Below are 19777 nucleotides of genomic sequence, written 5' to 3' on the forward strand. Positions count from 1 at the left end.
CCTTTCTTCTCCTAATATATCAAATAGTGTTTACTTGTACACTCTCGCCTTGTTTAAGGCTCTTTGATATTTAGCCGCATAAATATTATGCTCTCTTAATGTCTTCGAAAAATGATGGTATCCAGAGAAATCATCCGATGCTACCATGTACATGTATCTGTGCTTTTCTGCATTCAATACCGCATTTAAAGCTTGTGTAGATGGGATTCTAATTGGTCCCGGAGGTAAACCTGAATACTTATAAGTATTGTAAGGTGAATCTACTTCTAGGTGCTTATTCAACACTCTTTTTACATCAGTAAACTCTGCCACTATTCCTTCTTCAACGCAACCAAAAACTACAGTCGGATCTGATTGTAATGCCCATCCTTTATTTAGACGGTTTACATACAAACCAGCTACTTTTGGCATCTCGTCTACCTTAATGGTTTCCGATTCTACAATAGAAGCTAAAACAGTTACTTGGTAAGGAGTTAAGCCTAATTTCTCTGCTTTTTGTTTTCTAGAATCGTTCCAGAAGTTATCGTACTCCTTTTTCATTCTTGTCACCAAACCTTTTGCAGATAAGGTCCAATATACTTCGTAGGTATTAGGGATGAAGATGGCTTTTACCGTCATACTATCCAATCCTAAGGAGTTTAATAACTCTTTATCATGAATGGCATCTAAAACTTCGTTTGGAGTAATTTCTAAACGAGGTGTTATTCTTTGTGCTACGTCTTCTAATGTTCTTGCATTATTGAACGTGATTTTTGTAGGTGACTGTGCTCCCGATCTTAAATAGCGAACTGCTTCGATATTGGTCATACCTGGCTGTAAAACATACAAACCTGGCTTCACATTCTCGTTATATTTTAGCGCCTTACTTACAAATCTAAAAGGAACCAACTCAGAAATGATATCATACTTTTGTAAAGTGTCTGATACATTTTGAATTGTTGCTCCATGAGGGATTCTTATAACAGCAGGCTGTGCATTTTTCCCCGGAAGAATATTTTTAGTATAAAAAACTTGGTAGAAGTAAACGATTAAGCTAATCGATAAAACTGATATACCAATAAATAAAAAAACGCGTAAGTTCTTCTTTACCATTGTGTTTAAATTTGCCTCAAAATTATTGAATCGGTTCTTGAGGTTAAAGTTTATGTTCAGGACGGTAAATCAACGTAGATAAACGGTCTTTTGCAAACATTTCGTTCGCAACTTCAAGTAAATCTTCCGAAGTGATATCCCTAATTTGTTGGAAAACCTCTTCTAAGGTTTCGAATTTTTCTTTATCCAAAAGGGCTTTCCCCATACCTAACATAATCGAAAGATTCGATTCTCCAGACATGGCTATTTGTCCCATAATTTGTTGTTTGGCTGCACGTAATTGCTGAACACCTAACTTCTTATCTCTTAATTTTGCCAATTCTCTATCCACAAGTTTTATACACTTGTTCAAGCTTTTTTCTTCTGTAGCAAAATAAATACTAAACTGACCGCTATCTAAAAAGGCTGAAGATCCTGCAGTAATATCATAGACATAACCGTATTTTTCTCTAATACCTAGGTTCAATCTAGAGTTCATGGCTGGACCACCTAGTAGGTTGGTCAATAAGAAGAATGACATGCGTTTTTGGTGATGCAACTCGTAAGCATCCGATCCCATCATAACATGACATTGAGTAATAGGCTTTTTTCTTTCGACATGAATTGGTGTATAACCTGTGAAAGGAATTCTGCTTCTTTCTACTCTGCGTTCAGGAATGTGTGAAAAATACTTTTCACCTAATGCCACTACTTTTTCAAAATCAAGATTAGAAACAGATGCAAAAACTACTTCATGCGTATCCACATTCTGATTGATAAAATCAAAGAAATCTTGTTGTTGGAAACTGTTGACACTGTCTATAGTTCCTAATATATTTCTTCCTAGCGGATGATTTGGGAAAATCATTTCATCAAATTCATCACCAATCGCATCAGTTGGATCATCTCTGTAAAGAGACATTTCTTCCAGAATAACAGAACGTTCTTTATCAATTTCCTTTACAGGGAAACTCGAATTGAACGTTAAGTCTGATAATATATCTACTGATTTCTCGAAGTGTTCTACCAAAGTAGAAGCATAGAAATTGATTTTTTCCTTTGAAGTATAGGCATTCAACTCACCTCCAACGGCGTCAATACTATTTAATATATGATAGGCTTTTCTTTTATTAGTACCTTTAAATGCCATATGTTCCCAAAAGTGTGCGATACCTTGTTGCTCCAAAGTTTCGTCTCTACTTCCGACATTTAACACTACCCCGCAATGTGCTAGTTTAGTACTTTTTACCTGTCTATGTATTATTCTTATACCGTTCTCTAAACGATGTATCTGAAATCTTTTATCCATGAGTTGTAATCCCCTCCAAATGAACACGCTACAATAAACGAATTCACCAAAATTTAATTAGCTCGCAAAATTAATCAATCTGTTTGAAGAATTATGAATAAAGTCCTGTTTTTTAGTGAACAATATTTATTTATATAAAAATACCATACCGTATAAATATCTCTACTTATAGGTATGGTAAACATCACGAGTATGATGCCTTGAAATACTATAAACACACAACAACCTAGGAAACTTTAGCTTCCTCTAGTAAATTTTCTTTTTCTTAATTGATTTTTGTTGTCCCTCTACTTCCTACTACAATTACTTCGTTGGCCGATTTATGGTTTAGTTCTTCTACTTCTCCGTTTCTCCATCGAACAATTACTTTCGTAGGAATTTCATTTCTTAAACCAAAATGAACTGTATTCAACAAACTTTGAGAATGTATTTCTCCTGCTGAAGCTACTCTTCTTTTATATTTTGTAGTAGCAGTATAAATTTCGACTACTGCTGACATTGGGTCTACGTTGTCTTTTGGACTGTACCCTACGCGTACTTGTAAATAGTTATTGCTATTTGCAGTAGTGTTTTTATACAAATACCATTTACCATAATTATCACTACCACTCAATAAATCTACTTTGCCGTCTAAATTATAATCAAATGCTTGGCCCATATCACCGTGACCTTTGTCGTTTATGTCCACTGCTTTATGAGATGTGGTGACATCAAAACTTCCTTTTCCATTATTCAGTAATAACCAATCGGTTACTCTAGATTTTAAAAATCCGAATCGGTAAACAAATAAATCTTGATAACCATTGTTATTGAAATCACCTACCGTGACTCCTTGGTGACTTCCACCTTTTGGTAAATTGTACTTTTGGGTAACATCCATAAATTTACCGCCTTGATTTTCAAGCAAAATATCCTGAACATTTCTGTTTTGTGGATCCCAAGTAGAAGTAACATTAGAAACACCATCTACAGAAATTCTGACATCCCAATAAATGTTCTTATTTCTCACCCATTCCATTTTCCATTTTCCATTCCCTACATAACCAAAGTACCAACCATTGGCAGAACGATCATCCGGCCATCCTTCTGCCATTTTTTGGTCGATTGTTAACTTGTCATTCTCATCAAGAGAAGGAATCGTATGCAATTGTTTGCCTAAGTGAATGGGGAAACCGTCATCATAAAGACGGTACCAAAGGAAAATACCAGAGATTGTAATGTCACCTTCTGCTTCAAATTCGAGGGCAGTTATTGCTTTATTACCTTCATCTCTAATATCCAACCTGTTGGTAAGCGGGTTAAAATCATAAGACTTGTTAGCGGTTTGATAATAGGTTTTTCCTCGAGCTAAATAGAGGTCTAATAAACCATCATTATCGAGATCTATATCAGTAGCACCTGTCACGAAATCTAAACCTTGAACATGTTGGGGAAGCCATTTTTCACTTTGATCTGTAAATGTAAAATCACCTTTACCAATCCATATCGAAAGGGGTTCAAAAAGAACTAAATCTTCAATATTGTCATTGTTTAGATCTGTCACTAAAATTCTTTCGGCATCTGCACTTTCTATTCCCTCACTTCTTATATGAGTAAAAGTACCGTCGCCATTATTTTTATAAAGGATATGTCTTAATCCATCAGAAGTATTTAGTCCTTCAGCATTGATAAATATCAAATCTAAATCGCCATCCTTATCCAAATCAATCCAACGAACAGATCGTCCTCTAGATCCTAATGTTATCCCTGCTTCTTTAGTAACTACAGTAAAATGATCTCCATCGTTCCTCAATAAATGAGGTGGTTGAGGGTTGGTTCCGTTACCGCCTCCTTGAGAAATAAGAATATCCAAATCACCATCATTATCATAGTCACCTAACGCTGATCCATGAATATCCCATCTTCTTAATTCTTCTGTGTGTTGTGTTACGGTACCATCTCCATTATTCCAAAATAGTTTTGCAGGGACTTTATCATGATTATTCAATACAAAATCATAATACCCGTTGTTATTGACGTCTCCTATTGATGGGCCACCATATTTCCAAGTTGTTTCTGTTTTAAACCCTGAGGATTCTGAAACATCATCAAAAGAAGGTATTTGAGCATCGCTTTCACGTAAAGCAATTTGATTCATTAGAATCTCACTTCCTTGATTATAGAACTTTAAAGTTTTAGCACCTGTTGTTTTAAAGTCAACTAACACATTAAATAGATGATTCCCCTGATGAGGTATATCGAGATTATCTACTAAAACAATAGTATCTGATTTAATGGTAAGGTTAGTATAATTCCCTAAGCAATGAACATCAAGCATTAGGGTTTTTACAGGAGATGATAAAACTTCTACTTTTACCTCTTCTGTTGTAAGCCCTACTCGAATCGATTGGTTTAATATCTGATTTGTTGAAGTTATACACCCAAAAAACACCAGACATAAAAAAATTATATGTAAGATACTTCGTCTAGTCATAATATGTCATTCCATTTCTACTGCAAGAAGATGTATCAGGAGGGAAATTAAAAAAAACGCTACTAGACAATAAATTGACAAGGACAATAAAAAGTGATAATCTTAATGCCTATAACATGATTTTAGATAGACAAAAACAGATATGTATGTGCAAATTATCTTTTCATAGAGAATTTTTCTCTAGAAGAATTTGATAAAACTTTTTGATTAGATTTTGAATATAATGTTAATGCTAAAAGTTTTTTAGGTCCATAAATTCAAAAACAGCTATCGTTTAATTGTTAATTCATGACATATATCAGTTTTTTAAATTAAAAGACAAAACAATCTATTTTTCAATTAACAATTAATTAAGTAACATTCATCATCTTTGTAAATTTCATAATCAATCAACGAAAATTTACCATATAATTAATTTTATATCAATATTTTATAAATAATCAAAAAACATAAAAATACCTTTTAATCTTTAAATGAATAATCATTCACAAATGAAGGTTTTTTCAATTAAGAATGTTAAACAAAAAATTGATTTCATACTCAAATAGGCGATTTAATGACTTGTATCACTAAAATATATTGATCATCACAACCTTCTTTAGATGATTAAGAAACGGCGTTGCGTTTGTTAGATTTTGTTTACAATAAAAGTATTTGATTTCAATTTTTAGTGTCAATCTTTGAATCACAAACAAAACACAAAAAGATATTTAAATCTGTTTTAAGATAAACTTATAAACCTAAACGTATCAATTATCCATGAAAGGGTTATCCACTATAATTACGCTAAACTTCGTTTTGTTCATTTCGTTATTCGTAAATGCTCAAGACCAAAAAAAACTATCAAACGATAGTAAAGTTACAATCGAAGGTACATCTTCTTTACACGATTGGCATTCAGATGTAAAACAAGTTTCTGGATCTGCTCAATTAGCCACTGATGGTAATAAAGTTACATCCATCGATCAATTAGATCTTACTTTTGTAGTAAAAAGTATTGAGTCTGGAAAAAGTGCAATGAACAAAAATATCTTCAAAGCATTAAAAGAAGATAAAAATCCTAATATCACTTTTAAATCCACTTCTGCTACTGTAGATGCTAACGGTGTAGTTACTGCTAAAGGTAACTTGACAATTGCAGGTGCTACTAAAGAAGTAACATTAACTGCAAACTCTGCAGTGAATGGTTCTAAAGTGACTTTCGAAGGAAAAACTACATTTAACATGACAGAATATTCTGTAGAACCTCCAACAGCAATGTTTGGTACAATTACTACAGGCGACGAAGTAACTATCGTTTATTCTGCAGTATTTGGTGGTTAATCCTCCCCATATTTCGCATAAACTTTTGCAACAGCAAAATTTCTATTCATAAATTTTTCTTTGGAGTTTTTATCTGAAATTATCCTCTTGATAAAAGTACTCCCAACAAAATACAACCTATTTTAAAATAGCAACAAACAATGAAAAAAGTTTTATTATCTATCGTAGCTGCATTGTTCGCAATGTCTGCTTTCGCTCAAGCACCGGTTAAAGTTACTGAAGCGGATACTACAAAAAGAGTTCAAATCGGTGGTGGTTTAAACCTAATCTACCAAGGTCTTAACCAAACTGGCGTTTACCAAAACTTCGGTGATGAAACAACTCCTAATATCCAAGAAGCACAAGTTACAGATTGGTTCCGTCTTCCTGCTGGTGACTTAGACATGAGAGTAAGAATCGCTGATGGTGTTAACTTACATACTTCTGTATGGTTAGCTTCTCACCACCACACTGATACATACTTCGGTTTTGGTTACTTAGAAGTTCAAAAATTTGATGTTTTAGGTCTTGGTTCAGGTGCAACTGATTTCTTAAACAACCACTTGATGATTAAAGCTGGTATTGGTAACTCAATGTTCTCTACAAACCAATACTACAGAACTACCAACGCAAACGCGAAAAACAACCCGTTCATCTCAAACACTTTGATTGATGACTTCGGTACTGCGTTATTCGGTGAGGCTTACTTCTTCGCTAACGACAAAGAATCATTCTTAATGTTCGGTCTTCATGACTTCGCTTCTAAGTTTGGTAACTCAGTAGTTCCTCAAGGACAAGACAAAGGTAGACTTCCAAGATTATCATTAGTTGGTAACAAAGTAATCAACTTTAACGAAGACACTAAATTAGCTCTTCAAGCTGGTTATGTTACAGCTTTAGAAGATGGTACTTCTTCTCAACAGTTCAAAAACAACAGAGCAGGTTCTGAATTAGCTCAAATCTTCAACCAAGGTGACTTCGGTGGTGATATGGGTCTTCAACAAAGAAATGAGAACAACTTCTCAATTGACGGTACTTTCAACTGGAAAGCTTTACAAGCTAGAGCTTCTTTCCAATACTTAACTGGTGAGCACAGCCTTAACAGAACTTGGATCGAAGGTGATGTTACTCAATTCACTTTTGACTTAACTTACGACATCTCATCTAAAGTTTACTTAGCTGGTCGTTTCAACTCAGTTGGTTCTAAATTAGAAGTAGAAAACGGTGAGAAATACGAAGGTCAAAAAATCGAAATCGGCGCTGGTTACGAAATGACTAAAGGTATCTTGATGAAAGCTTCTTATTTCAACCAAGACATGACTAACGACTTCGTTGGTATCGAAAATGGTAACGTAAACGGTTTATTAGTAGGTCTTAACCTTTACTTCTAATCCAACGCTTTCTAAAAAGCTATATATATAAAGAAGAGGTGATCTCAATTTAATTTGAGGTCACCTTTTTTGTTTTAGGCTAACTCCTTACTAATAGTCCATGTAACGAGGGGTTGCACCACCTCTATTTCGTTAAATTAACATGCCCTCTTAGTTCCTTAGTTCAAAATACGAGCGTTAACTTAGCCAACTCCTAACTCCTAACTCCTAACTCCTAATTTAAACTCATCGTCCCTACCTCTTACTTTTTACTTCTTACTTCTTCACCTCTTCCCCCTTACTTCTCCCCTAGATTTGGAAATATAGTACACAAATCAGATAATAAAGCATTTAACCTCCCCGACTCCTCTAGCCTAATTTTGTATCAAGAAATCAAACACGAATTATTACTTAACCTAACTCACTTATGAACCAATTAACGAATAAAGTAAAGGCTTTTTTATCTCAAGATCCGATTCCATCATTTATCAATGGACAATGGAAAAAAAGCGAATTTGATCAAGCATCAGCTATAGAAAATCCTGCAAACAAGGAGGTACTCACTAAAGTTGCCCAAGGTAGTGTTGCCGATGTCGAAGATGCCATCGATGCAGCAGATGCTGCATTTCTTCAATGGAAAAACTACTCTCCAAAACAGCGTGCTAAAATTCTAAATCGTTTTGCTGATTTATGTGAACGCGATGCTGAGGAACTGGCACAACTCGAAGCGCTTGATGTAGGGAAAGCCATCAATAATGCCAGAGGATTTGATGTTCCTTTCGGAATCGAATGTATACGATATTTCTCTAATCTAATTCTTGAAAAAGATTTTGAAAAGAACTTAGAAATCGAAGGTATCAATGGCAAACAAGTACGTATTCCTTATGGTGTTGTAGGGTTTATCTTCCCTTGGAACTTCCCACTAACACTTTGTATGTGGGGAATCGGGCCAGCATTGGCTGCAGGCAATACAGTAGTTATTAAACCTGCTGAAATTACACCTTTGAGTACGCTATACCTTGGTATATTAGCACAAGAAGCAGGTATTCCAGAAGGTGTTATCAACATTGTTCCGGGTAGAGGATCTGTAGTTGGAGAGACCATTACTACCCATCCGAAAGTGAAATGTGTATCCTTTACTGGGTCATCTTCAGTTGGTAAACATATTGGTCAGAATTGCGGAATGAACCTAAAACCTGCGAAGTTAGAACTTGGCGGTAAAGGTGGTGCAATCGTATTTAATGATGCAGATATTGATCATGCTGCTGAAGGTCTAGCAGGTGCAATTACTCTAAATACGGGTCAGGTTTGCTGTACGGCAACACGCTGGATTGTACAAGAAGATGTTGCTGATGAATTTGTGGAAAAAGTGAAGGCACAGCTTCAAAAAACAGTCATTAAAGCAGGGATGATGGAAGAAAGTGAAATGGGACCTGTGGTAAGTAAAAAGCAACAAGACAGTATCATCGATTACATTCAGAAGGGTATAAAAGAAGGAGCTAAACTTATCCTCGGAAGCGATCAATTGATGGAAAGCGAGGGATATTATGTTCCACCAACATTATTGATGGGCAAAGAAGACAATATCTGTTATAAAGAAGAAATCTTCGGACCTGTAGCTTACATCACTACTTTCAAAACGGAAGAAGATGCCATCCGTCAAGTAAACAGTTTGGACTATGGTTTAGCCAATAGCGTTTGGACAAAATCACCCGAAAAGGCACAAAGAGTGGCTCTAGAAATGGTATCGGGCAACAGTTGGGTGAATGCTCACAACGTCTTTGCTTATGGTTTACCTTACGGTGGAGTAAACGGAAGTGGAAACGGTGGAGGTGTAAACAGCATCGAAACGTTATTCGACTATACTAGAGGATTAACTATTGCAGAACCTATCGCATAAGTTATGGATCAAAATGAATTAATAAAGTATCTCCGAACCCAAGGAATAATAAATACCAATGCAGTCGAGATCACCCCACTTAATGGTGGGGTCTCTTGCGAAATTCTTCTAGTTGATGATGGTCAGCATCGTTTAGTTGTCAAGCGAGCGCTGAAGAAACTAAAAGTCAAAGAAGATTGGTTTGCTGATATTGGTAGAAACGTTACGGAACAGGAGTACCTAAAATACGTCGGCAGCCTACTACCTGATGCTGTCCCAAAAATCATTTACCAAGATAAAAAACATCACTTTTTCTGTATGGAAATGATTGAAGGTGATTTTGAAAACTGGAAAAAAGAACTGCTCGCCGGAACATGTAATGATGCCTATGCAAGAGAAGCAGGTCATATTCTAGGTATTATTCACAACACCTCATTTGATAATGAAGCGTTGGCAAAACAGTTTGATACAACTCAGAATTTCTTTGAGCTTAGACTCGATCCTTATTTATTAAGTACTGCTAAAAAACATCCTAAAATTGCTCATTACTTTAATGAGGAAGCATTACGTTTAAGTAAAACTCAGAAGTGTCTTGTTCATGGCGATTTCAGTCCTAAGAACATCATGATTTCACCCCATCGATTAGTGGTTTTAGATTGTGAAGTCGCTTGGTTTGGAGACCCCGTATTCGATCTTGCTTTCTTGATCAATCACTTTACGCTCAAAGGACTCTTGATGCCTGAAAAATCACATCAATTCATGCATTTGGCGACACAGTTTTTTACTGCCTATAAGGAAAAAGCCACTTCATTTCCTGTGGATCACTTGGAACAACAAACCATTCATCTTCTTTTATTATTGATGTTAGCAAGAGTGGATGGAAAATCGCCTGTTGAATATCTAAATACAGATCAACAGGAAATAATACGATCATTTGTTTATGAAACTCTTCCTAAGGAGATCAAAAAATTAGACGAGTTTATATCACTTTGGAACAAAACAACGCAACTAAAATATGAATATTAAACACATAGATGCCTATCAGATATACGACTCTAGAGGGTATCCAACTCTAGAAGTAGAAGTCACTTTAGAAGATGGAACAACTGGGCGTGGATTGGTGCCTTCGGGGGCATCAACTGGACAGTTCGAAGCTTGGGAGTTGAGAGATGGTGAAAATTCAAAATTCAGAGGTAAATCAGTTTATAAAGCCATTGAAAATGTTCGAGGAGAAATCGCCAATGCTATTATCGGTCAGTCGGTCTTCGAACAAGAAGCAATCGATCAGAAAATGATTGCATTAGATGGCACTCCAAACAAATCGAGATTAGGAGCCAATGCCATTTTAGGTACATCAATGGCTGTGGCTTATGCAGCTGCTAAAGCGAAAAACATTCCTCTTTTTGAGTATTTAGGTAGTGGAAAAGGCTATCTGATTCCACTTAACGAAATTCAAATTTTAGGAGGTGGGGCACACGCCGATTGGGCAACTGATATTCAGGATTTCTTGGTCATTGCTGTTGGTGCAAAAACATACGAAGAAACCCTTGAAATGACGCACAATATCTATCACGCTGCTGGTGAGGTGATGAAGGAAAAAGGGAAATGTGTAGGTATTGCTGATGAAGGTGGCTGGTGGCCAGATTACATCGATAATGAAGAACCATTTGAGGTGTTTATGGAAGCCATCAAAAGAGCAGGTTACGAGGCAGGAAGAGACGTTGCCATATCACTAGATATAGCCGCAAGTGATTTGTTCGATGGAGAAAACTATCACTTACAATTAGAAGATAGAAAACTCACTCCTGACGAATTCTACGTTATGATAAAGCTTTGGTGTGAAAAGTATCCGATTGTATCTATTGAAGATCCTTTCGCGGATACCGAGTTCGATTATTGGAAAAAATTCACCGATGAATTCGGAGATCGTGTACAGATTATTGGTGACGATTTATTCACAACAAACATCAAACGTATAAAAGAAGGAATCGACAAAGGTTTGGCCAATTCGGTACTTATCAAGTTGAATCAAATTGGTTCGGTTTCCGAGACGCTTAAAGCGATTGAACTGACGCAAAATGCAGGTTGGCTTCCGGTAGTTTCGGCTCGATCTGGTGAAACGGAAGATGCATTCATATCTCATCTTGCTGTTGCCACCAATGCCGGTCAGCTAAAAGTGGGTTCTTTTGCAAGAAGTGAACGCATGGTAAAATGGAACGAGAATCTTAGAATCCAGCGTAAACTTGGTGATAAAGCTGAGTTTATTGGTGGTAAGATTTATGATAGAATTTTTGCTAAAGAAACGGTTTAAAAGTAAGAAGTAAAAGGTAAGAGGTTCGGGTACTTTTTGTGCTCGGACCTTTTTTTATAAAGCCTCAATCTCTGCTTTTGTCAATCCAGTTGTTTCAATGATTATTTCAATTGGTATATTTTTACTCTTCAAACCTTTAGCTATATCTAGAACTTTTTCCTTTTTTGCTCTATCTTCTGCATCTACCTTCAAAGTTAATATGCGACTTGCTTCGTTTCTTAGATCTTTTAAATGTTGGGAATAACTCTTTTGTTCTTCCTCAGGTAAAATATCTACTCGCCAAAGTTCCCTTGCTTGAGAAAGACCTTTTGCAGTAAAATCGTCCTTAATTTCATTATTTTTTAAATAATAAATCCATTGATCTAATGTATCTTTTGCTACATTATCAAACTGATTTACTTTTATCACAAAATATTCAGGGAATATTTGAGAAGGTTCTAGTTTTCCTCCCAACATTTCAGTTTGTTTAGCAGATAACATCAGTTTATCAGAATTGTGTATACCAATAAAATCGGTTTTCCCATGATATACATAATCATTACCTTGACCAAGATCAAAGTAAACAATATTTATTGAATAAACTTTCTTAATATTTTGATAAGGTTCACCAACCGAAATATATTCCGAAATTGCCTTTGATGTACCGTAAGACATTCTATGAAAATAGTCATATTCATTCTGGTTTTGAATTTCAATAATGACTAACTCTTCTTTTGAGTTCTTCACTAAAATGTCTACTCGGTTATATTTATCAGTAGCGAATTGTTGATTACTCTCACTTTCTAAAACATCTTGAATTTGAACGTCTTCTTTTAAAAGTTCAGACAAAAAGCCTTCAAGTACAGAAAAGTCTGCCTTATTTCTTAAAAGCCTTTTTATAGCCCAGTCAAATCGTATCAAATTCCTGTTATTTATTTTTCTGCAAAAATACTAAATTAAATCTTTTATTTCGAATTACTTACAAGATATAATTTCTCTCCACTTCCCCGATTCTGCATAATCTTTTATGACTACATTTCTCTTATTTAATAAATCAGTCATATACTTTTTTAGAATTAGAAAATCAACAACTTTTCCGATGAATCCAAAGAGAGTGGTATAATTAAAAAAAACAAAAACATCACCTAAAATCAAAATTGGTCAACCAAAATACCAAAAACTTAATTATATTTACACTACTACTTCAACAACACTTTTTGAAATGAATAAATACTTTACTGCAACTTCAATTTTATCTATAGCAGGAGCAATTCTGTTATACTCATTTACCGAATTTATAGATCAAGCAGCACTATTATTAATAGTTGGCATCGCAATAATGGCCATAGGCACTAAGCAATCTAAACGTTTTGGAGGCTTTTCATTTTCACTTTGGATATTAAGTGGAGTGATTGCCGCGTTGGCATATCCTCAGTATTTTACTAATATTGGCGAGTTCAATACAAAAAGATTAATCGTTCCTTTAATTCAAATTATCATGTTTGGAATGGGGTCTCAGATGAGTTTGAAAGACTTTTCTGGTGTTTTGAAAATGCCTAAAGGTGTGATCATTGGAGTGGTTTGTCAGTTTACAATAATGCCCATCGTTGGGTTCTCTTTAGCTTATCTATTTCAATTTCCACCTGAAGTAGCAGCAGGAATTATTCTTATTGGGGCATCACCAAGTGGATTAGCATCTAATGTGATGGCCTTCATTTCTAAAGCAAATCTTGCTTTATCAGTCACTTTAACGGCATTTGCTACATTATTATCTCCTATCATGACTCCTCTGATGATGAAAATTTTCGCTTCAGAAATGGTTGTGATCGATTTCGTCGATATGATGGCTGATATTTTCAATATGGTTATTTTGCCTATCTGTGCCGGACTTATCTTCAACCTCATCGCTTTTGATCATAAAGATTTTAAATCAAAGATGTATCAATTAATCGCCTATATCGGAATTGTCTTATTGAAGGTTTTCCTCAATACTTTCCATTCTGATCATCAGCTTCACGATTTTCTATACGGTACACTTTTAGATACCCTCATTTTTGTGATTGCTCCCATCCTACTTGCTCTTGTTTTTGTTAGAATTTGGGGAGAAAGAAAGGACATTATCAATAATGCCCTTACCAATGTTTCTTTGATCGGAATAGCTGTCATTATTGTCGTTATCATCGCTGCAGGAAGGGAACATCTAATGAATGTCGGTTTCTTCTTAATTCTCGCATGTTTCCTACACAACACTCTTGGATATGTGCTTGGTTACTCAATGTGTAAACTTCTCCGTTTAAACGAAAAAGATTGTCGTACTATCGCTTTCGAAGTCGGTATGCAAAACGGTGGATTGGCTTCTGGTCTAGCACATCAAATGGGAAAATTGGCAACGCTTGGTTTGGCTCCAGCGGTATTTGGGTCGATTATGAATATTACGGGTTCGACGTTGGCTTCTTGGTGGAAGGATAGGGAGTAGGTAGTAGGTAGTAGGTAGTAGGTAGCAGGTAGCAGGTAGCAGGTAGCAGGTAGCAGGTAGCAGGTAGCAAAATTAACGCTCGTTTTTAAAATGTTACATTATATAAGTATACAAATCCTGTTTAATATTCACTCTATTTCATAAGTAAACAATTTTTCTAAAAGTTGAATCCTCTCTTGGGTATCAATTATTCTTTGTTTATTCATTTCTAACACTTCAATAGTACCTCCTGAATATTTTTTAGACAATATCAGAGCATTTAACTCCCTCTGAAGCATCCAGTTTTTCTGAGATTCAATTATCGATAGCTTATAACTTTTAAGTTCATTGTACTCAATTTTATTTTCATAATGAGAAACTATGTCTGATTGATGATCTAATTTCACCATCAACTCATTGTATACCTTATTCATTAAACTATCATAATATTCGAACTCTTTGAGGGAACAAATATTCATTTCTAATTGTGATCCATTGTAACAATCAATTCTTTCATTAATTTTTTGAAATTGATTTTTTGATTCAATACTCTTGCTACTTGAATTACTGTCTTCATTTGTTTCTTCAATTTGCGTACAAGAGATTGTGATGAAGAATAGAAAGATGAGTTGTTTAAAAAGTTTAGTCATAGTTTATAAATTTGCCCTTGAGACACCACATCCCAAAGGCAAATTATTCGTTTTTTATTTCAATCCAAAATGATTAATCGGCCCATTCCCTCTTCCTAAGGCTTTATCTTTTCCTTTGGCAATCGACTGATTAACATATTGACAAGCTTTCCTTACCGCTTCTTCTAGTTGATCTCCCTTTCCTAAAAAAGTAGCGATACTCGACGATAAACTACAACCTGTTCCGTGAGTATTGTTCGTATCTATTCGAGGATTTTTGATAACGAAAAGTTGGTCGGTTTTATACTCATACAATATGTCTAACATATCGTTGGTCGTTGGATCTAAATGACCTCCTTTTAAAACTACCGAAGTTTTAAACTGAGTGCCAATTTCTCTAGCTGTTGCCTCACAATTGTCTTTATCAATGGCATGACCTACTAATATTTCTGCCTCTTTTCTATTTGGAGTGATCACTGTGGCTTTTGGCAAAAATTGCTTCAGGCAATCTATGGCTTCTTCGGTAATCAATTTATCACCTGAGGTAGCGACCATCACCGGATCAAGTACTATGTTTTTAGCCTTGTATATAGATAATTTTGATGCAATCGTATTGATCACTTCACAAGAATGGAGCATTCCGATTTTTATGGCATCAAACTCAATATCACTAAATACCGCTTCCAATTGTTTTTCGAGATGATCCACAGGAATTGCATGAATATCGGTTACGCCTTGTGTATTTTGAGCAGTTGTTGCCGTAATCACACTTGCGGCATAGGCACCGCAAGCGGATATACTTTTAATGTCCGCTTGAATTCCTGCACATCCGCCAGAATCACTTCCTGCTATGGTTAATACCGTCTGATAAGGTGTTTTTATATTTTCCATGCTTCTTTATTATAGGCGCTATCCCAAAACATCCACTCTAACTTCGATGCCTTTTCAAAAGCTTCATTCATTTTCTCTAATCTTTCTTGTGATGCATTACTTGCATACTTATTCGTAATATCAATGGCCTTTTTTACTGAATTTGCAAACGCTTCACCACCATAGGTATTGATCCAATCCTGATACGGATTATCTCCCTTATTACTCTGATTGGCCAATATATAATCTCCCACATCTTTGTAAATAGTAAAACAAGGAAGCACTGCTGCCAACCCTTCTTCTACCGATTTGGTATGCACTATACGCGACAAATAACTAATGTATAACTCACAAGTAACGGAAGCCTCTTTCGTCGTTTCTTGATCTTTTAAAAAATTCTGATGCAAAGCATCTTCTACATTAATAATTCCTGTTGCAGATTCTAAAAAGAACTGAGTTTCGTTTTCGTCATCACACTTTATACCTACTTGAGCCAAAATCTTTTTGTACTCAGATAAATAAATAGTGTCCTGATTGATATAAAAATAGAATACTTCTTTTGGAAGTGTCCCTGCCATTAATTCTTTTATAAATGAATGATTCTTGATTTCTTCTAAGATAGAATCCGTTTTGCTACTGATTTCTTCGTACCAATTAGACATATGAAGTTTATTTAGTAATAACAATGTTTAGCTGTGCCTACCGACTATTTGATAGCACACTTTCTGATAACTAATTCGGATGTAATTTAGTTTTTGTGATTCAAAAATCATTGATTTTCTTTTGATAGATGCTTTCTCCGATTTATATCTCCAATTAATTGAGGTAAATAATGATCATTCAGCCAATAATTGAAGATCTGAAAATATGCCCCTAAAGCAATAACAACTGGGATGAGCCAATCTTGATTGATTAAATAAATAGGGTAAAAAATTAATGACAACAACAATTCAAGAAGTAACTTCTTTTTTATCTTCCTTTCAATTTCTTTTACCTCATTTTGATGTTCGTATTCTTTCAGATAAATAGAAATTTTGTATTTGTAACGCCACGTTTCGAACAGCTCCATAAGTAATACAAAAGAGATCGTTGAAATAATAAATTCTTCTGTTTTACTCACCAAATAAATATAAATTAGGGTAATCAATAAAGTTATTAATCCAGGTAAAAGTTCAGCTTTGTACCAATACTTTTCTCTGGAACTTCCAAACGCAGACTGATCCCACCAACCTTCTAGTCTACTTATATCAAAACCAACATCTCCTAGCTCATTGAACAAACGATTCGAATGTTTATATTTTCTATTATGATGAAGTCCCTTTCCTAATTCATACTTTAATTCGTTTAATTCATTACTCTGAATCAAATGCTTTTCAACTTTTAAATAACCAACCTTATACAAATAATAAACTGCAGAGTATTGCTCCCTATCATTTAATGATTTTGCAAACTGATATATCACATCAGTAGCCACTTCCCAATCACTCTCTGAATTATTTATTCTTTCTAAAACTCTCGAATGATTATGTTCCCAATAATTCACTATTTGTGCATCGGTTTTTAAGGATTGTAAGTCTGCTTTTACTTTCTTCAGTTTGCTCATTTTTAAGTTTTGTATGTTGTTCAATTCTTTAATTGATTCCTAAAAATAAACATTTGATCTTTAAATCAGATAAAAGCTTTCCATACACATATAGAATTTTGTTCATTCCTACTCTAGAACATCTTTTTGATATACTGAATAAAAAAATCTCTAGGATCTAATAATGATACTCTAGAGATTTTTAAAATATAAATGAAAGTTAGATGAATATATCAATCAACTTATAAAAACTCATCTTCAATTTTATCTGTATCTTCTCCCAATGCAGGAGACCCTTTTTCTGATGTCAACAGTCGACCATCAATTTTGATAGGGCACCTTGTAGTCTGATACTTGTAACCATCCGACATTTTTACGGTTTGAAGCATTTGTAATACCTTGAAACCATCATGTTCAAATAGCCTTTCCCAATCCATCACATCGGCACACCAAATATCTGCAGGTTCTAAAATGGAAAGCCAATGTTCTGTTGTTTCTGTTTTGAGATGATCGGCCAATGTTTGTTTGATCTTATCTCTTTGATCGTACCACGAACTCACTTCCTGATACACCAACAAATCAAAGCATTGTAACAATTCTCCTAGCTGAGGGATGGCTCCCATCGCCAAAGCCAAATATCCATCGGCTGTTTGATAAATACCGTAAGGTGCACCTAAATACGCATGGGCATTATTACTTTCAGTTCTTTGAGTAGGTTGTCCTCCATCATGGTAATAAGTGGTGACAGTTTCGAATTGAAGATCCAACATCGATTCCAACATATTCACAGAAACTTTACAGCCCTTTCCACTTTTTCCTTTTTGAACCAACCCTGCCAAAATCCCTTGTGCTAAATGTCCGCCGGATAACATATCTGCCATGGCTAACCCTAATGGAACAGGCCCTTTATTCGCATTACCGCTTAACATTGTCACCCCCGATAATGCTTGTACTAACAGATCTTGTCCAGGTTTCTTTTTCCATGGACCTTCCTTTCCATATCCAGAAATTTCTCCATAAATAATGGATGGATTAAGAACTTTTACAGCATCATAATCCAAGCCTAAACGCTTAATTACACCTGGCCTGAAGTTATGCACCAATACATCTGCCTTGGTAATTAATTTTAAGATTTTCTTCTTATCAGAATAGTTTTTTAAATCTGCACAAAAGCTCTCTTTATTTCTATTGATAGCCCTAAAAATAGAAGATTCCCCATTCATGTTAAGATTCGATACATACATCGATCGACAAGAATCTCCTATTTTTGGTCTTTCTATTTTGATCACTCTCGCTCCTAAATCAGCTAATTTAAGCGTGCAACAAGGCCCCGATAAATACTGACTAAGATCGATCACTAATATATCTTGTAGTGGCTTCATGGCTATAAATTAAATTCTTTAGAAATTTGATCGGTATGCTCTCCAACTCTTGGTGCTCCTTTCCTCGAAAATAGTTTCTGATCATCCACTTGAATTGGACATCTTGTCGTGTGTACTTTCTCTCCATTCGTTAAAGTTAGTACCTGATCGAAGTTTAATAGTTGATATCCTTCGTGATTGATCAGTTGCTCATAATCGAAAACTTCTGCACACCATATCCCTTCGTTTTCTAATTTTTCAATCCAAAATTTAGACTCTTCGCCTAACAAAAAGTCTCTGATGATGTTCATGATTAGATTACGTTCAGTAAACCAATCTTCTTGATTTTCGAATCGTAAAAGCGGTTTACAACCCAACGCTTTACCCAAATCAATTAAGGATCCCATGGCTAAAACTATGTACCCATCGTATGTTTTATACACTCCATATGGAGCACTTAAATACGCATGGGCATTGCCTTTATTTGCCCTTACAGGCATGTCTTTTCCACCGTTTAAATAAGTAGTAATTACTTCAAACTGAAAATCTAACATCGATTCCAATAAGCTGACTTCTACCAAAGCTCCTTTTCCTGAGTTTCCTCTTCTTACCAAAGCAGCTAAAATTCCTTGGGTAAGATGTGTGCCACAAAAGATATCGGCTACCGCTAAACCCATTGGTGTAGGGGCATCATCTTTATCTCCTGTAAGGTGAGTCAAACCAGAAACACTTTGGGCTAATAGATCTTGTCCAGGCTTTTTTACCCAAGGTCCAATGGTTCCATAGCCCGTCACAGAAGCATAAATCAATTTTGAGTTTAGTTCTTTGACGGTTTTGTAGTCCAATCCAATTTTTTCCATCACACCAGGACGGAAATTGTGTGTCATCACATCGGCTTGTTGGATTAATTTCTTTACTTTTTCTAAGTCGTCAGCATCTTTTAAATTTGCTGCATAAGATTCTTTATTGCGGTTAACAGTATGGAAAACCAAGCTACTGTTATCTACAAAAAGATTCTTAATTGCAATTTGTCGGCCTCCTTCCCCATGTTTAGGTCGCTCAATTTTTATCACTCGAGCTCCTAAATCTGCAAGTTTTAAACCTGCTGATGGACCTGCCATAAACTGACAGAATTCCAATACTAAAATTCCCTCTAATGGAAGCATGTCGTAATTAAAGTTATGAG

The 19777-nt window shown here is 35.3% G+C and carries 16 protein-coding genes; 6 read left to right on the plus strand and 10 right to left on the minus strand.

From position 1 onward, the window contains the following. Positions 1-30 precede the first annotated feature (30 nt). From mltG to MY04_RS11885, 3 genes are all read right to left on the minus strand, one after another. Entirely contained in the window at positions 31-1092 is a 1062-nt protein-coding gene (gene mltG, locus MY04_RS11875; RefSeq protein WP_066209958.1) for an endolytic transglycosylase MltG, read from the minus strand. A gap of 43 nt (positions 1093-1135) precedes the next feature. Beyond that, the gene (locus MY04_RS11880; protein WP_066209960.1) at positions 1136-2380 is read right to left on the minus strand and encodes a M16 family metallopeptidase; all 1245 of its coding nucleotides are present in this window, start codon (positions 2378-2380) and stop codon (positions 1136-1138) included. Between the two features lie 265 nt (positions 2381-2645). After that, positions 2646-4811, minus strand: a complete 2166-nt coding sequence (locus MY04_RS11885) for an FG-GAP repeat domain-containing protein (RefSeq protein WP_158297674.1) — start codon at positions 4809-4811, stop codon at positions 2646-2648. 801 nt (positions 4812-5612) lie between these two features. Between MY04_RS11885 and MY04_RS11890 the strand changes: the two genes are divergently transcribed. The 5 genes from MY04_RS11890 to eno all read left to right on the plus strand — a co-directional run bounded on the left by MY04_RS11890 (position 5613) and on the right by eno (position 11715). Next, the gene (locus MY04_RS11890; RefSeq protein ID WP_066209964.1) at positions 5613-6176 is read left to right on the plus strand and encodes a YceI family protein; all 564 of its coding nucleotides are present in this window, start codon (positions 5613-5615) and stop codon (positions 6174-6176) included. A gap of 140 nt (positions 6177-6316) precedes the next feature. Further along, on the plus strand, positions 6317-7546 hold the full coding sequence (locus MY04_RS11895) for a hypothetical protein (protein ID WP_066209965.1): 1230 nt from the start codon (positions 6317-6319) through the stop codon (positions 7544-7546). Between the two features lie 406 nt (positions 7547-7952). After that, positions 7953-9425: an aldehyde dehydrogenase family protein gene (locus tag MY04_RS11900; RefSeq protein ID WP_066209967.1), complete on the plus strand. Its 1473-nt coding sequence runs from the start codon at positions 7953-7955 to the stop codon at positions 9423-9425. Positions 9426-9428: 3 nt separating this feature from the next. Continuing rightward, a complete protein-coding gene (locus tag MY04_RS11905) occupies positions 9429-10430 on the plus strand; it encodes a phosphotransferase family protein (protein ID WP_066209970.1) in 1002 nt (333 codons plus the stop codon). Then, a complete protein-coding gene (gene eno, locus MY04_RS11910) occupies positions 10420-11715 on the plus strand; it encodes a phosphopyruvate hydratase (protein ID WP_066209972.1) in 1296 nt (431 codons plus the stop codon). The genes MY04_RS11905 and eno overlap by 11 nt, the downstream gene beginning before the upstream one ends. Before the next feature lie 54 nt (positions 11716-11769). On the opposite strand, the gene MY04_RS11915 is transcribed toward eno, so the two are convergent. Next, the gene (locus tag MY04_RS11915) at positions 11770-12615 is read right to left on the minus strand and encodes an Rpn family recombination-promoting nuclease/putative transposase (RefSeq protein ID WP_236941069.1); all 846 of its coding nucleotides are present in this window, start codon (positions 12613-12615) and stop codon (positions 11770-11772) included. 301 nt (positions 12616-12916) lie between these two features. Here MY04_RS11915 and MY04_RS11920 point away from each other — a divergent pair, with 301 nt between their 5' ends. Then, positions 12917-14170, plus strand: a complete 1254-nt coding sequence (locus MY04_RS11920) for a bile acid:sodium symporter family protein (protein WP_236941070.1) — start codon at positions 12917-12919, stop codon at positions 14168-14170. 128 nt (positions 14171-14298) lie between these two features. Here MY04_RS11920 and MY04_RS11925 read toward each other — a convergent pair whose 3' ends face one another. The 6 genes from MY04_RS11925 to MY04_RS11950 form a co-directional block, all read right to left on the minus strand. After that, positions 14299-14799, minus strand: coding sequence for a lysozyme inhibitor LprI family protein (locus tag MY04_RS11925; protein ID WP_066209976.1), 501 nt, complete (start codon positions 14797-14799; stop codon positions 14299-14301). Positions 14800-14853: 54 nt separating this feature from the next. Then, complete coding sequence (gene thiD / locus MY04_RS11930; protein WP_066209979.1) at positions 14854-15669, minus strand: bifunctional hydroxymethylpyrimidine kinase/phosphomethylpyrimidine kinase; 816 nt, start codon at positions 15667-15669, stop codon at positions 14854-14856. Beyond that, positions 15657-16310 carry a thiaminase II gene (gene tenA, locus MY04_RS11935; protein ID WP_066209980.1) on the minus strand — a complete coding sequence of 218 codons (654 nt, stop codon included), beginning with the start codon at positions 16308-16310 and terminating at the stop codon, positions 15657-15659. The genes thiD and tenA overlap by 13 nt, the downstream gene beginning before the upstream one ends. Positions 16311-16417: 107 nt before the next feature. Beyond that, positions 16418-17251, minus strand: a complete 834-nt coding sequence (locus MY04_RS11940; protein WP_066209981.1) for a hypothetical protein — start codon at positions 17249-17251, stop codon at positions 16418-16420. 221 nt (positions 17252-17472) lie between these two features. Then, positions 17473-18612, minus strand: a complete 1140-nt coding sequence (locus MY04_RS11945; protein ID WP_066209983.1) for a CaiB/BaiF CoA transferase family protein — start codon at positions 18610-18612, stop codon at positions 17473-17475. Positions 18613-18614: 2 nt separating this feature from the next. Beyond that, the gene (locus MY04_RS11950) at positions 18615-19757 is read right to left on the minus strand and encodes a CaiB/BaiF CoA transferase family protein (RefSeq protein WP_066209985.1); all 1143 of its coding nucleotides are present in this window, start codon (positions 19755-19757) and stop codon (positions 18615-18617) included. Positions 19758-19777: the final 20 nt, after the last annotated feature.

The organism is Flammeovirga sp. MY04 (genome assembly GCF_001682195.2).
Taxonomy (GTDB): domain Bacteria; phylum Bacteroidota; class Bacteroidia; order Cytophagales; family Flammeovirgaceae; genus Flammeovirga; species Flammeovirga yaeyamensis.

What these genes read in the sequence shown, in the direction of transcription:
- mltG (WP_066209958.1), bottom strand. Translation starts at nt 1,092, where the DNA reads ATGGTAAAGAAGAACTTACGCGTTTTTTTATTTATTGGTATATCAGTT.
- MY04_RS11880 (WP_066209960.1), bottom strand. Translation starts at nt 2,380, where the DNA reads ATGGATAAAAGATTTCAGATACATCGTTTAGAGAACGGTATAAGAATA.
- MY04_RS11890 (WP_066209964.1), top strand. Translation starts at nt 5,613, where the DNA reads ATGAAAGGGTTATCCACTATAATTACGCTAAACTTCGTTTTGTTCATT.
- MY04_RS11895 (WP_066209965.1), top strand. Translation starts at nt 6,317, where the DNA reads ATGAAAAAAGTTTTATTATCTATCGTAGCTGCATTGTTCGCAATGTCT.
- MY04_RS11900 (WP_066209967.1), top strand. Translation starts at nt 7,953, where the DNA reads ATGAACCAATTAACGAATAAAGTAAAGGCTTTTTTATCTCAAGATCCG.
- MY04_RS11905 (WP_066209970.1), top strand. Translation starts at nt 9,429, where the DNA reads ATGGATCAAAATGAATTAATAAAGTATCTCCGAACCCAAGGAATAATA.
- eno (WP_066209972.1), top strand. Translation starts at nt 10,420, where the DNA reads ATGAATATTAAACACATAGATGCCTATCAGATATACGACTCTAGAGGG.
- MY04_RS11920 (WP_236941070.1), top strand. Translation starts at nt 12,917, where the DNA reads ATGAATAAATACTTTACTGCAACTTCAATTTTATCTATAGCAGGAGCA.
- MY04_RS11925 (WP_066209976.1), bottom strand. Translation starts at nt 14,799, where the DNA reads ATGACTAAACTTTTTAAACAACTCATCTTTCTATTCTTCATCACAATC.
- thiD (WP_066209979.1), bottom strand. Translation starts at nt 15,669, where the DNA reads ATGGAAAATATAAAAACACCTTATCAGACGGTATTAACCATAGCAGGA.
- tenA (WP_066209980.1), bottom strand. Translation starts at nt 16,310, where the DNA reads ATGTCTAATTGGTACGAAGAAATCAGTAGCAAAACGGATTCTATCTTA.
- MY04_RS11940 (WP_066209981.1), bottom strand. Translation starts at nt 17,251, where the DNA reads ATGAGCAAACTGAAGAAAGTAAAAGCAGACTTACAATCCTTAAAAACC.
- MY04_RS11945 (WP_066209983.1), bottom strand. Translation starts at nt 18,612, where the DNA reads ATGAAGCCACTACAAGATATATTAGTGATCGATCTTAGTCAGTATTTA.
- MY04_RS11950 (WP_066209985.1), bottom strand. Translation starts at nt 19,757, where the DNA reads ATGCTTCCATTAGAGGGAATTTTAGTATTGGAATTCTGTCAGTTTATG.